The organism is Sphingobacterium tenebrionis (assembly GCF_037126265.1).
Classification (GTDB): Bacteria; Bacteroidota; Bacteroidia; order Sphingobacteriales; family Sphingobacteriaceae; genus Sphingobacterium; species Sphingobacterium tenebrionis.
Map to the genome: position 1 here is coordinate 1 of NZ_JAYLLN010000025.1, position 13,495 is coordinate 13,495.

14 protein-coding genes are annotated in these 13,495 nt (G+C 36.0%); 5 read left to right on the forward strand and 9 right to left on the reverse strand.

Features of this window, described 5'->3' with window-relative positions:
* The 7 genes from VJ786_RS10670 to VJ786_RS10700 form a co-directional block, all read right to left on the reverse strand.
* A partial coding sequence (locus VJ786_RS10670; RefSeq protein WP_336557695.1) for a glycosyltransferase occupies positions 1-666 on the reverse strand: 666 nt, incomplete at its 3' end.
* Between the two features lie 17 nt (positions 667-683).
* On the reverse strand, positions 684-1,538 hold the full coding sequence (locus tag VJ786_RS10675) for a glycosyltransferase (RefSeq protein ID WP_134776365.1): 855 nt from the start codon (positions 1,536-1,538) through the stop codon (positions 684-686).
* A 9-nt stretch (positions 1,539-1,547) separates the two neighbouring features.
* The gene (locus VJ786_RS10680) at positions 1,548-2,507 is read right to left on the reverse strand and encodes an NAD-dependent epimerase/dehydratase family protein (RefSeq protein ID WP_134776364.1); all 960 of its coding nucleotides are present in this window, start codon (positions 2,505-2,507) and stop codon (positions 1,548-1,550) included.
* A gap of 7 nt (positions 2,508-2,514) precedes the next feature.
* The gene (locus tag VJ786_RS10685) at positions 2,515-3,720 is read right to left on the reverse strand and encodes an MraY family glycosyltransferase (RefSeq protein WP_245153274.1); all 1,206 of its coding nucleotides are present in this window, start codon (positions 3,718-3,720) and stop codon (positions 2,515-2,517) included.
* 288 nt (positions 3,721-4,008) lie between these two features.
* Complete coding sequence (locus tag VJ786_RS10690) at positions 4,009-4,437, reverse strand: BT0820 family HAD-type phosphatase (RefSeq protein ID WP_134776363.1); 429 nt, start codon at positions 4,435-4,437, stop codon at positions 4,009-4,011.
* 39 nt (positions 4,438-4,476) lie between these two features.
* Positions 4,477-6,141 carry an ABC1 kinase family protein gene (locus VJ786_RS10695; RefSeq protein WP_245153273.1) on the reverse strand — a complete coding sequence of 555 codons (1,665 nt, stop codon included), beginning with the start codon at positions 6,139-6,141 and terminating at the stop codon, positions 4,477-4,479.
* Between the two features lie 5 nt (positions 6,142-6,146).
* Positions 6,147-6,809: a suppressor of fused domain protein gene (locus VJ786_RS10700; RefSeq protein WP_245153272.1), complete on the reverse strand. Its 663-nt coding sequence runs from the start codon at positions 6,807-6,809 to the stop codon at positions 6,147-6,149.
* Between the two features lie 97 nt (positions 6,810-6,906).
* On the opposite strand from VJ786_RS10700, the gene VJ786_RS10705 reads away from it, so the two are divergent.
* From VJ786_RS10705 to VJ786_RS10720, 4 genes are all read left to right on the forward strand, one after another.
* Positions 6,907-7,536 (forward strand): hypothetical protein, encoded by a 630-nt coding sequence (locus tag VJ786_RS10705; RefSeq protein ID WP_134776362.1) that lies wholly within the window; start codon positions 6,907-6,909, stop codon positions 7,534-7,536.
* 360 nt (positions 7,537-7,896) lie between these two features.
* On the forward strand, positions 7,897-8,073 hold the full coding sequence (locus VJ786_RS10710; RefSeq protein ID WP_167554217.1) for a hypothetical protein: 177 nt from the start codon (positions 7,897-7,899) through the stop codon (positions 8,071-8,073).
* A 12-nt stretch (positions 8,074-8,085) separates the two neighbouring features.
* The gene (locus VJ786_RS10715) at positions 8,086-9,837 is read left to right on the forward strand and encodes a hypothetical protein (RefSeq protein ID WP_336557696.1); all 1,752 of its coding nucleotides are present in this window, start codon (positions 8,086-8,088) and stop codon (positions 9,835-9,837) included.
* A gap of 92 nt (positions 9,838-9,929) precedes the next feature.
* Positions 9,930-10,520: a YceI family protein gene (locus VJ786_RS10720; protein WP_134776360.1), complete on the forward strand. Its 591-nt coding sequence runs from the start codon at positions 9,930-9,932 to the stop codon at positions 10,518-10,520.
* Between the two features lie 85 nt (positions 10,521-10,605).
* On the opposite strand, the gene VJ786_RS10725 is transcribed toward VJ786_RS10720, so the two are convergent.
* Both VJ786_RS10725 and VJ786_RS10730 read right to left on the reverse strand, forming a co-directional pair.
* The gene (locus VJ786_RS10725) at positions 10,606-11,463 is read right to left on the reverse strand and encodes an aminotransferase class IV (protein WP_099365585.1); all 858 of its coding nucleotides are present in this window, start codon (positions 11,461-11,463) and stop codon (positions 10,606-10,608) included.
* A gap of 3 nt (positions 11,464-11,466) precedes the next feature.
* Positions 11,467-12,501, reverse strand: a complete 1,035-nt coding sequence (locus tag VJ786_RS10730; RefSeq protein WP_134776359.1) for an RluA family pseudouridine synthase — start codon at positions 12,499-12,501, stop codon at positions 11,467-11,469.
* Positions 12,502-12,564: 63 nt separating this feature from the next.
* Here VJ786_RS10730 and VJ786_RS10735 point away from each other — a divergent pair, with 63 nt between their 5' ends.
* Positions 12,565-13,449: a 1-aminocyclopropane-1-carboxylate deaminase/D-cysteine desulfhydrase gene (locus VJ786_RS10735; RefSeq protein WP_134776358.1), complete on the forward strand. Its 885-nt coding sequence runs from the start codon at positions 12,565-12,567 to the stop codon at positions 13,447-13,449.
* Positions 13,450-13,495: the final 46 nt, after the last annotated feature.

A 13,495-nucleotide genomic window follows, 5' to 3' on the forward strand; every position in this document is an offset into this window, starting at 1 on the left:
TGTAAAATCATTTTTTGGATGGTTATAATCTGACCCCAATTCTTTTTTAACCATTATGTTAGATAAAAACCAATTTTTATCAGGATTTCCTTTAGAAAAATGATGTACTAAAATATTGTTAATTACATAATTATTATATTTCTTAGCAATTCGAAGGCTTATGGATAGATCATAACTATGAAACCCTTCCAATGTTTCATCAAATTGAAATTCATTAAATACCTTCTTTCTAATAGCTAAAAATAATCCATCAATACTAAATACTCTATTTCGTGTATTTTGACATTGGAATATACTTTCTATTTCAGTTCCTTTGCCATGAATTAAATGAATAAAATTGTATGGTTCCATCATTCCCCAATCATTTGGTGCTTGAGGTACATAATTGCTTCCCGCTAATCCAATTACACCTACATCCTCCTCATTAAGATGTTTGATTAATATTTGGCCCCAATTAAAGGTTTTAAATTCAACGTCTTCGTGTAAAAAAAGTAAATATGAAAATAAACTTTTTGAAGCTCCTAAATTATATGCCTGTCCAATACTCATTTCTCCATAATTCGGTACTCTTATAATTTCATATTCTATACCGATTGTCCTTAAAATATTATCTTCTAAGTTTTTATATAAATCTTCCTTATGAGATGAAACAATTATTGACAGCATTTTATTTAAAAAATATTTTATTTTAAAAAATTAATTTTTCTAGGGACTAAAAGGCTTTTAGTGATAAAGTAAATTAATTTTAAATGATATAATATCCTAATGCGATCAAATTTTGGGTAAAATTTTATATTTGATTTAAATCTTACCATATTTGATCCTTCAAATTTGTTATTATTCATTATAAATCTCTTAAAAGCCAAATATTCTATATAATCAACTTTTTTAAAATTAAAATCTGAACCTACTTCTTCCCTAATTTTTATATTAGAAAGAAACCAATTCTTATCAGGTTTGCCATGAGAAAAATGTAAAAGTTTAATATTGCTAATAACATAATTATAGTATTTTCTTGCAATTCTCAAACTTATAGACAGATCATAGGAATGAAAGCCAAGAATATTTTCATCAAATTTAAATTCTAAAAAAACTGATTTTTTTATTCCTAAAAATACACCATCTAAAGAATATACTTGATTCACTTCTTGTAATGGTACAGACAAATTATTGTGGATTTCAGAATCGTGATGAATGACATTAATAAAGTTGTGGGGTCCGCATGTGAACCAATCATTCGGTACCTGTGGAACATAATTACTTCCCGCCAATCCAACGACACCAACATTCTCCAAATTTAAATGAGCAATCAATTTCTCACCCCAATTTTCCGTCAAAAACTCCACATCCTCATGCAAAAACAATAAATATGGAAATTGAGATTTATCAGCTCCTTTATTATAAGCCTGCCCAATACTCATTTCACCATAATTAGGAATACGAATGATCTCATGCTCAATCCCAATGGTCTTAGCAACATTTAAAACCAAATTATTGTACAGATCTTCCTTATGCGATGAAACAATTATAGATAGCATACTTAAGAATTACTTACCAAACTCCTCCTTCAACATTCTTCTCAATCCCTCCTCCATAGCATACGGAGGAACAAATCCAGAAGACATAGCCTTTTTAGAATCATATTTGGTCACTGCACAGAACTTCTTTACCCGAACTGAACTGATCGCCAATTTCTTCCTGCTCAAAAACGCCAGGACATCAAATCCATATCCACCCAACATCCCGATCCAATAAGGAATATGCGTCGTCGGGATCTTCTTATCCAAAATCTCCCCTGTATGGTAAACCAAATCATTCGTCGTAAAATCAGGTTTATCTACGTAATTAAACACATGATAACCCGCTACCCTCTCCTTCACCAAAAATTCTATAAAAGCAATTACATTACCAACATAAGACATGGATTTTTGATTCTTTCCATCTCCTACCATCATAAATTTACCGGATGCAATCTGGTTTAGCAAATTAAAAACGTTTCCCCTATTCCCTTCACCAAAAATAACCGTTGGTCTTACCACATTAATATTCCAATCTGCATGCGTTTTATACCATTCCTGCAGCACCTGCTCCGCTTCCCATTTACTCTTTCCATAATGGTTAAATGGATCAGCTGGAAACGACTCATCCGGATTATCCTTATCCAAGCCATAAACAGCCACAGAACTGGTAAAGATCAATCGCTTAATCCCATTGGCCTCCATGGCCTCCAGGGTATTCCGCATCCCCTGCACATTCACATCATAATACAACGAAACAGGAGAAACATCATCCCGATGTTCCGCAGCCAATAAAATAACCAAATCAAATCCCGCTAAACCCTTACTTAATGATTCTTTATCCAACACATTACAATTCAATGTAATAGCAGGAAACATCAAGCTTTCCGCTTTATCAAGATTGATCAATTCATATAATCCTGATTTGTACAAACGCTCTAACAATTTCGTTCCCACAAATCCAGATCCACCAATAATGGCAATTTTCATAAAATCTTTAAAAATTATATTTTTTCACCAAAGGCATGCCGATTTTTGCATCCTTTTTGGAACTTAAGTTGCTGCTTTCCAATTCAACAACAGGTTTAGTTTCAAGTTGTTTTTCCTTTTTTTTATTTACCACAAAATTGAAGGCTAACGTAAATATCATCCATAAAACCAGATCCAATGCAACCACAATATTGTTGCTGATGTATTGGACCATCAATATGTTAAATAAACAAAAGAACAAAGACAAACCTACGATAGTCATCATCGCCGTTTGGTGCGACATGCCAGACCGTAACAATTTATGGTGAAGATGGCTTCTATCGGCTCTAAATAAAGGCAATTTATTGAACCATCTTACGATAATGACCCTTGCTACATCGAAAACAGGAACGATCAAGGTGGATAGGGCAACTACGATTGCACCTTCCGAAAACGGCTTGATACTTTTGTTGTCCATGGCAAAACTGATTGCCAAAAACGCCATCGTATAGCCCAAGGTCATACTTCCCGTATCGCCCATGAAAATCCTTCTTCTTCGTTTGGATTGCCCAAAAACATTGAAATAAAAGAAAGATATCAAGATACCTGTGGTGATAAATGCCAATAAGGCATGTATCCAAGCATGGTAAAAAGCGAATAATGATCCCAGCACCAAACAACCGATAGCCACTAAACCAGAACATAGTCCATCCAGCCCGTCAATCAGGTTGATCGCATTAATGATCAACACAACCAGAAACATGGTGAAAGGTATTCCAACCCAAGGGGATAATTTATCGATGAAAAGAATTCCGTAAAGATCGTTAATCCAAAGACCTCCTAAAGGAAAAAGACTCGCTACAAGGATCTGTACAACAAATTTCCATTTGTAGGAAACACCAATAAGATCATCCGCAATCCCAACGATGTATAACATCACCATACCGCAGATCAACATAATGAACATTGGAAAGATCTCCCAGGTAACAACCCCTAAATCAACAAAATTGGTTTTATAAACTAGGATTACGGTGATGGCCAATAAGCAACATTGTACAGGTACGAAAGCTACCCCGCCTAATCGAGGAATAATAGTTTGATGTAATTTTCGGGAATCTACCGGATCGAATAACCGCTTTTTATAAGTAATCAACATGATGTAAGGAATAATGATATTCCCCAACAAAATGGCGATTACAAACGGGATAAAAAGGATCAGGTATTCCAAAACCATGTATATTATATCTAGTGTGATAGGGATTTGATAAATAAATTATCGAATCCGTAAAACAAAGGTAAAAATTTAATGATTTTAGAAAACCTATTTACCCGTCCTTAACCCCTATATAAAATTATTTGTAGCATTTGGTTTACATTGCTAAATTCAATCCAATTTATTGTAAATCATTAAAAAATGAAGCTAAATATTAATTGATTATCTTTAATATTATTTAAACTGTTAAATAAAAAGAAATAAAAGAAAATTTAGGTTATATCTTTCTTATCAAAAAAAGCTAAAGTTTTATTTAAAAATACCAGAAAAAAATCCCTTTTTCGGCTTTTCCTTCTTTTCCAGATAGATTAACTCCTCATTAAAACTTAACTTCAAGGCCTTTTTGTGGATAATAGCCTGATAGATGATTCCCCAATCTGGCAGCCCGCCAAAATTACGATCGTCAATAAAAAGATCTGCTGTTAACTTCCGACTACCGGCCGTTGCCCTGTCCTCTTCCGGGAAATTGGAGTTATGCGCATAAAAATATAATCCCTGCTCTGCGCAGTAATCAATAGCCTCTTGCAAAAGCTCGCCCTCTCTAACCGTCCATAATATCAATTGATGATGGTCATTCATCAGCTGTTTTAGCACATCAATAGCATGCGGAATCGGCTTTCCAATCTCTGGATATCGGTGTTCCACTATCGTTCCATCAAAATCAACTGCAATAATCATGTTGCGAAGAAAATATTTTAATACGTTAAATGCAATTATTTACTTGCTTTTATATAAATGACTCAACAAAGCAAAACAGAGAATAAAACTCATGATAAACCCGAACCAGGATAATATCGGTATCCCCCAAACTAAATATCCAACCCTACCATGCGCTAAGATACTTGCCCCTACTCCGAAAGTCATGGCCAAAATCGACAAAAGAAATTTATTACCCATCCGGTGAAGGATCAATTGCAGGTTATCGAAATCCTGCATTTTGTGGTTCAAGGTAACCTTATCATTCTTTACCTTATCCAAAAGATCCAATAAGTCATCTGGAACATCAACCAATACATCCTTGGCCATCTTTGCTTTCTCTTTGAGTTGAGCGATGAGGTATTCTGGCGATAATTTTTGCGCAGCAATTTTCTTGGCAAAAGGCGAAATACTTTCTGGAACATTCAGGTCTGCATCCAATTGTCTTCCTGTACCTTCTAAAATAGATACCCCTCGAAGAAGGATATATACAAAATCAGGTAATAATATATGATTGCTCTGCAGAACGATGTTCAATTTTTGCAGCATGATCGAGATATCAATATCATCCAATGCATTCTGTTTGATCATCTCAAAAATCTCATAGGCATCCCGTTCCAATCTTCTTTCATCTTCAATATGATGAACAATGGCCAGTTTCTTAATGTTCTTGATCAAACCCTTGGCATCATTGGCCAGGAAGTCCAATACCATACCTTCAATGATATTTCTGTCCTGTGGAATCATAAAGCCCATGGCACCAAAATCGATGAATATGATCTGACCGCGTTTATTGACAAAAACATTCCCAGGATGTGGGTCGGCATGAAAGAATCCATGCATCAATACCTGTTCCAAATAAAGGTCCAGTACATTTTGTAGGATGGATTTGGGATACAGACCATATCGTTTGAACCCTTCCTCATCATTGACTTTCACTCCGTCAATAAATTCCATACAGAGTAAGGTGTCCGTGCTGTATTGTCTGTACACCTTAGGCACATAAACATCCTTGTTTTCAGCGAAGTTTCGACGAAAACGTTCAATGTTATTTAATTCATTGGTGAATGAAAGTTCATTTAGAAGAGAGCTTTCAAAGGAAAGGACAATTTGGTAAAGGTTCATTTTATCCACCACCTCATATTTCCTTTGCAACAATTTGACCAAATCCTTTATAAAATCCAGGTCAGCTCGGATGGCCTCATCAATATTGCTGCGTTTTACCTTGAATACGATTTCCTTACCATTCAAAAGCTGAGCTTTATATACCTGCGCAATAGATGCAGAAGCAATGGGGACTTCATCAATGCCTAAAAAATGATCTTCAAATTTGATCTCCAAATCCTTCTCCAACCGAGCTTTGATGTCAATGGGTTCCGTCGGAACTTCATCCTGAAGTTTAACCAGTTCGCTCTGAAGGTCCTCTGGAATAATATCTGGCCGATTACTCAATAATTGACCTAATTTAATGAAAGTTGGTCCAAGTTCTTCAATCGCTAAACGAATGCGTACATTGAAATCATCCTCAAAGATCTTGCGTGCATGATTGTTCCAAAACAAAAAGCTATCAGGTAAAATACGATCTAGATTAGACCGGGAGATTATTTCATCAAATCCATGTTTGGATAATATTTTAAGAATCTGCCCTACTCGTTTTATTTTCTGAAAGCCATTAATGTGCATCATGGATTTTAAGATCTTCTAGTTAAATCGGTAACCAATAAAGGATTACTTTGTTTCATTTGAGCAATAAAATTAGCAATATAATCTGTATTTGCATGTTCCATAATATCATTCAGCTCTTTCTCTGTGACTCCGATCAATTGGATAAAGGAAACTTCACCATGGGGAGTTGCTATTTTTCCCAATTCCGGATCGAGGCTGGTTACAAAACCTACTATTTCTGTATCCGTGTTCAGCCTAATTGGTCCTTTGGCAGGAATAAATTGATTTTCTTCAAACCATCGTCCACTTGAATAGACATACCTTGCTAAGTTGTTGAATACCTGCATCGCCCAAAACGGATCGCCTTCATCCTCTTCAAATGGGGCTAAGCGGAAAGTGAATTCAAAACCCCATTTACTAAACTCTTGTCCCAATTGATCCGGACTATAATACAATTGGCTCATTCCATATGTTGTTAGGTGGTAATGAACTGGATCCTCCCGATCATAAACATTGATGCCATCTATGGGGTCTGTACCGCCAGCCATATAATGCAAACCACATAAGGGCCCATAGTGCCTCGGCTCTTTCTGCGGATACACTTTTGCTAGTTGCTGATCTATACTGATCCAACCTACGGCATCATCTGCATTGAATTTTAATTCATATTCCTCTCTCGTCATTTCCATTTGATTTTGTTGAAATATCCTATCCTTTTACATATATAAAACGAAATCGTTTTTTTAATATTGTAAGTATAAAATCATGTGAAATAAGTTTGATGTTATGATCCAATCCCTGCTGGCTTCTTCCCTAGAAAGAAAAGACGAACTCCCAAATATTGAATTGGCCAATATGATCTTGGAAAAAAATGATCCTAAAAGTATTAATGAGCTTATTGAACTAATCAGCAGTAAAAACAAGGCTTTTCAAAACGATAGCATCAAAGTTTTATATGAGGTTGGAGAAAAAAAACCGGAATTATTAATTCCATTTTTTGATGATTTTATTGCCTTTTTGGACAGTAAGAACAATCGTTTACAATGGGGTGCAATGACTGCTCTCTATTCCATTGCTAAAGAATATCCAAATTTAATCTATCCACATCTGGAAACTTTGCATCGCAAAGCCATGGAAGGTTCGGTCATAACCCGAGACAATTTCATTGCCATTATAATCCTTTTAATCAAAGAAAAGGAATATCATGCCTTAGCCTATCATTATTTACAAATACATCTTCAATCTTGCCCTAGCAATCAACTCCCTATGTATGCAGAATGGGTTCAAAACAATATTCATATGGATTATGCCGAAAATATAGGTGATATTTTGGAGGCCAGAATGCTTGATCTTGAAAAAGAAAGTAAGAAAAAAAGATTATTAAAGGTGATTAATAAAATTAAATCCTTCAAATAACTTAAATACACCATATTAATTAATAGTTATATCTAAAAACAACAATATATGTTATTACGTGAATTTTAACTTTAATTCCTAGGTTTCACCTGGTCTAAAAATTAACATTTATAAGCATATTTAAACCTCATTAGTTACAATATTTAATTTTAAATCTAATTTCACCTTATTTTCTCACTCTCCTTCATAACTTTCTGTTGAAATTCATTGAAGCCGAAACGCTACAAATATCCAAATAAACTACCTAAAAAGATTAAATATTAATTTTATGTAAAATATTTGCTATAATTTTGTCGTCGTATTTAATAGCTTGTTTTTCACACTTTCTGTATAGCCAAATACTATAAAAATCAATTAAAGATGCAGACAATTAAGAAAAAAGTTTATCAAACTCCGACAATCACCTTATATTTTATTGAAATGGAAGAAGGGATTGCGAGTACATCTACGACCATTAGTATTAATTCAGGAAATGAACCTAGAATTGAAAATTGGGATGAATCTCCTGCCGATACCTACAAGAATTTTGATCTATAAAATCATCATCCCATGAATACCTTTAAATTATTAAGTTGTTTTTTGCTTTTCATCCTACTAATTGGCTGCGATAAGGGCATTGAGAAAGAGAACCCCAATCCAATAGAGCCACCGAAGGAAGCTAGTATTGAATTTAATATTGATGGTTTAGAAGATACGGAAGATGTATTCCCAGAATTTAAAAATGAACAAAAAGCTTCAGCTAATCATAACCGTACCATTAAACCAGTATCCTTCAGAAGTGATGTGCTGTCATTGAATGGTTTTGATGTTATCATGGAAATTACCGAAAAACTGCCTGCTCAATTCCCTGGGGCAAGCAGCAATAAGAAAATCCAAAGTAGTACCAAATCTTCTTTCAATGGGAATAATCAAGCCATCAGATACCACTCCCCCCTTAATAATGGGGTTAAATACAGGATAGTATTGTACAAAACCAATGGATCAGGTGTAGCAACGACTTATGCGGGCCAACAAGAAGGGACAATCGGATCTAACTATATCTCAATTGGTGCAAACAGAAATACCCAATACCGATGGTATGCATATACGTATAATAATACCAGTCCTATTGATACCTTTGTGGTCGCCAATGGAACAGTTCCGGTAAAACCTTCCGCAAACAGTACTACCAAAAAACAGGATTTTGCCTATGCAACTGGCTTAATAACCACTAGTAATGTAGTTAATGGCATGAATAGCATTCAGAACATTGTTCTAACCCGTAAAACAGCAAGATTTGTCGTGGAAGTGAATTCTAGGGGAATGTTTGCTCCGGTTACTTATGCCAGCCTAAGAATCAAAGATAATGCTGGTTTTATGAAAGGTAATTTCCGTTTATCTGATAGTTCCTATCTAAATTTGACCAATGTTCAAACTACTGATCAAGTTTATAACCATAACAGTTCAGCCTATGTAGTACCAGTGGGCACAGATACTGTTCCAGAATTGAATTGGAAAAAAAGATACACCTTTTATTCGCCAGTGAATTCTGTCTCCAAACCTTTGACCATATCTATTGATACCATGAGGATTACCAGCAAGCGTTTAAGAGATACCGATGGAGAAGCAACTGATGTCGTAAGGACTTTTACCAACAATGAATTTGTATTCAATAGTTTTATAGCCCAACCTGGCAAGAGTTATTTTGTTTCCATAATATTGGTAGAATCTGCCATCCCAATGGGTTCAGCAAGATGGGCACGGGGAAATACTTGGCGTGTTGCCGATGGACCATTGCGACCAGACGGATTTTGGGATTATCGAATAAGGTATGATAACCCTTTATATCAAACCGTTGCAGGAGTTCCAACAACCGATTATTTCACACATGATATTTATAGTGTAGCTAATGGAAAAAATATTTGTGAAATGATCTATCCTGAAGATACTTGGACATTACCAACCCCTGCACATTTCAATAGTTTTAATAACATTACCCAGAATGTCGGTGTCGAATATAATGGCTGGTACCTATATATGACTCCAACCACACCTGTATTAGGATATCCTTCATATCCACATGGAAATCTGATTTTCACTCCTGTGGGCTATAAACAGTCTTCTACAGGTCCAACAAATAACTTTTTTCCAAATTCCACTAGTTATCAAAATACCAAAGGCTATTGGAGGACTACAACGAGTGGTACTTTCGCAAGGCTAAACTACAATAATACATCATGGTTCAATGATCGATGGGATGAAACAAATAGCTTCACATTCAGTAGTTCTAATCTTGCCAGCGTCCGTTGCGTCAGAAAATAAATTTTATTTATTTCTTAACATACATCAATGTTTATTGTTTCTTAAACAAAGACCTTTGTCTTAAATAATTGAAAATAAATAAAAACAGCTTTATGAAAACATTATTAAGTTTATTCGCTTCCGTATTCCTTTTAGGGAATGTTGCCTTTGCACAAATAAAATGGTCCGTAGACCCTGCACATACCAATGCCCGTTTCGAGGTGAAACATCTAGGGATTGCTTTTGTTGATGGCCAATTCAAGAAATTGGAAGGTGCTGTGGAAACTAAAGACGCTAATAACTTCGAGGCAGCTGTAGTTAATTTTGATATTGATGTAAACAGTATCGATACCCGTGTTGAAGCTAGGGATACCCACCTGAAAAGCGATGATTTTTTCTCTGCAGAGAAATTCCCAAAAATGACCTTGAAAAATGCAACTTTAAAAAGTGCTGGAAAAGGAAAATTCAAACTTACCGGAGATCTTACCATTAAAGACGTGACCAAAAAAGTTACTTTCGATGTGGTACAGAACAATGGTATTATTACAGATCCATGGGGAAAAACACGTGCAGGTTTTACAGCTACGACCAGCATCAACCGTAAAGAATTCAACATCAACTATAACGATAAGCTTCCTTCTGGCGTAGATGCTGTTGCACCTACAGTTGCCATTACGGTAAACGTTGAAGTAGTAAAAAACTAATCGTTAGATAAGAATCATACTAATTCTTGCATATAAAAACAGGCTCCAGAATTATCTAGAGCCTGTTTTTTTTATAAATTCCTATTTATTCTTCTACCTCATAGGTCCAATTTCTCAGTTTTTCCTGAAAAATCCGGGAAATTTTATTGAAATACCTCTTTTGCTTATAACCCATTACCCACTGTACTCCCTCTACCGCATTTGTACAGAATATCTCATCGGCCACCTTCAATATTTCTGGTTTTATTTCTGCTTCAACCACTTCGATACCTTCACTTTGGGCGATATCCATAATCACTCTACGCATTACCCCATTTATACAACCTTCGGTTAATGCAGGGGTATATAATACCTTATCATAATACACGAAAATATTAGAAGCCAATGCTTCACAGAGATTTCCTTGTTGGTTTAAAATCAACACCTCATCAAAGGCAAATTTTTTCCGGTATAATCCGGCCATCACATAGATCAAGGCATTATTGGATTTTATCTTAGAAAGCTCATTATAAGCTTTTTTATACTCTGTATATACATCGATAATCAAGCCTAATTTCTTGTCCCGCAAACTTTCAGGCTTTCTGTCCAGCTGAATAATAAAAGAGGGTTTATTGCTCTCTGGCCCATAAAGTCCTCCACCTGTTCGGAAAACAATGAATCTTGCCCGGCCAGTTTGCCCAACCATATTGTTTTTCCTGGAAAGCTCTTCAATCTTTTGGCGGATAAAAAATCCATCAAATTTCTCGTAATCTTCAAAATGAAGCATTTTCATGCTTTCCTGCAATCTCTCGACATGAAAATCCAGGAATCTCACATCCCCATCTCTCCATAACATCGTTTCAAATAATCCATCCCCGTATCTAAAGGCTCTACTATCCGCAGTTAGGATGGACATGTCTTCTGGAACTATCGTTCCGTTATAATTGATATATTGTATCGGCATATTTTAGATCTGATTATTGGCATCGCCATAAGTTCTCCATTTCTCTAATGCTAAACGAAAATCCTCCGGTAATGGTACTTCAAAGTATAAATTTTCTTTTGTCTTAGGATGTATAAACCCTAACGACTTGGCATGCAGCGCTTGCCGTGGCAACAAGGAAAAGCAGTTGGACACAAATTGCTTGTATTTTGCAAATTGAGTGCCCTTTAATATCTTATCTCCTCCATAGGATTCATCACTAAATAAAGGATGGCCTATGGATTTCATATGTGCACGGATCTGATGGGTACGACCGGTTTCCAGTTCGCATTCGATTAAAGTAACATAACCTAAACGCTCCAAAACCCGATAATGGGTCACGGACCATTTCCCTTTTTCTGGGTCATCATAGACATCCATGATCCTTCTATCTTTCAAGGATCTTCCGATATATCCTGATACAGTTCCATCTTCCACGATATCACCCCAGGCAAGTGCGATATATTTCCTGCTGATGCTATGCTCATAGAACTGCTTCGCTAAAAAGGTCATCGCCCATTCGTTTTTTGCAATGACTAACAGTCCTGAAGTGTCTTTATCGATTCGGTGCACCAATCCTGGGCGACCTGTATTTCCAGGTAAAGTTGGTAATTGGTTCAGATGAAAAGTTAAGGCATTTACCAAGGTTCCCGTATAATTATTATACCCCGGGTGAACAACCATACCTGCCTCTTTATTAACCATCAGCACGTCATCATCTTCATAAACGATTGACAAAGGAATATCTTCTGGATAGACTTCGGTATCTCTCGGTGGATCTGGTAAAACAACGGTAATGACATCAAATGGCTTGACCCGATAACTGGCTTTGATTACTTTATCATTTACCTTGACAGAACCGGCATCAATAGCATTCTGAATCCTGTTCCTAGAGGTATTCTCTACCCTATTCATCAGGAATTTATCAATACGTAATAAAGCTTGACCTTTATCAGCAACTATCCGTAAATGCTCGAATAATTCCTGTTCGTCCTGCTCATTTTCCAATTCATCTAACATGCTACAAAAGTAGTATTTTAAAGCGTTCAACAAACTCAAAAGTAAAAATCCTATCTTTAATCCATGCTTAGTCAATTTCCCATCCATAGTCCCGAAGAAGAGATAAACCACCCAGTTTTTTCCAAAAAAGCTGTTCAGGTATTCATCAAACGGGATGACAAAATCCATCCCTTCATTTCAGGAAATAAGTGGCGCAAATTGAAATATTCTTTACAAGAGGCTAAGAACCTAAATAAAAATCTGTTGGTAACCTTTGGAGGTGCGTGGTCCAATCATCTGTTGGCTACAGCTGCTGCTGCTGCCCAATTTGGCTTTCAATCCCAAGGGATTGTTCGTGGAGAATCGGTTGATAATCCCGTATTGGCCATGTGCAGACTTTTTGGTATGAAATTGCAATTTATCGATAGGAGTTCATATCGAGAGAAAGAATCCTATTTTAATAACCATTTTGATTCTTCAACAGCCTATTTCATAGATGAAGGCGGGCGCTCAAACCTGGGCGTGCTGGGTTGCAAAGAAATTATTCCAGAACTTCAACAGGAATATGCTCACATTATTACGGCAGCAGGTACAGGCACTACTGCAGCGGGACTATTACAAGGAATTGATGAAGCAAATTTAGCATCCCGGTTACATGTTATTCCTGTTTTAAAAAATGGCGGATTTATTAAGGATGACATAGAAAAGTTCGAGGTTTCCACCAAGAATATGGATCTTCATCTAGATTATCATTTTTCAGGATATGGGAAATCAAACCCCGAACTCATCCACTTTATAAAAGATTTCGTTGCCTCCACAGGAATCATGATCGAACCAGTTTACACAGGTAAGGCGATGTATGGATTAGTTGATCTCATCAAAAAAGATTATTTTAAACCAGGTAGCCGAATCCTTTTTCTGCATACCGGTGGTTTAACAGGTTTGCTTGGACAATTAAACCTATTCTAAAAGCTAATTGAGCAATTTGCGTTATTTTCAAAACTAATTCTACCAC

Coding starts and splice junctions, on each gene's coding strand:
- VJ786_RS10675 (WP_134776365.1), bottom strand. CDS start 1,538: ATGCTATCTATAATTGTTTCATCGCATAAGGAAGATCTGTACAATAAT.
- VJ786_RS10680 (WP_134776364.1), bottom strand. CDS start 2,507: ATGAAAATTGCCATTATTGGTGGATCTGGATTTGTGGGAACGAAATTG.
- VJ786_RS10685 (WP_245153274.1), bottom strand. CDS start 3,720: ATGGTTTTGGAATACCTGATCCTTTTTATCCCGTTTGTAATCGCCATT.
- VJ786_RS10690 (WP_134776363.1), bottom strand. CDS start 4,437: ATGATTATTGCAGTTGATTTTGATGGAACGATAGTGGAACACCGATAT.
- VJ786_RS10695 (WP_245153273.1), bottom strand. CDS start 6,141: ATGATGCACATTAATGGCTTTCAGAAAATAAAACGAGTAGGGCAGATT.
- VJ786_RS10700 (WP_245153272.1), bottom strand. CDS start 6,809: ATGGAAATGACGAGAGAGGAATATGAATTAAAATTCAATGCAGATGAT.
- VJ786_RS10705 (WP_134776362.1), top strand. CDS start 6,907: ATGATCCAATCCCTGCTGGCTTCTTCCCTAGAAAGAAAAGACGAACTC.
- VJ786_RS10710 (WP_167554217.1), top strand. CDS start 7,897: ATGCAGACAATTAAGAAAAAAGTTTATCAAACTCCGACAATCACCTTA.
- VJ786_RS10715 (WP_336557696.1), top strand. CDS start 8,086: ATGAATACCTTTAAATTATTAAGTTGTTTTTTGCTTTTCATCCTACTA.
- VJ786_RS10720 (WP_134776360.1), top strand. CDS start 9,930: ATGAAAACATTATTAAGTTTATTCGCTTCCGTATTCCTTTTAGGGAAT.
- VJ786_RS10725 (WP_099365585.1), bottom strand. CDS start 11,463: ATGCCGATACAATATATCAATTATAACGGAACGATAGTTCCAGAAGAC.
- VJ786_RS10730 (WP_134776359.1), bottom strand. CDS start 12,501: ATGTTAGATGAATTGGAAAATGAGCAGGACGAACAGGAATTATTCGAG.
- VJ786_RS10735 (WP_134776358.1), top strand. CDS start 12,565: ATGCTTAGTCAATTTCCCATCCATAGTCCCGAAGAAGAGATAAACCAC.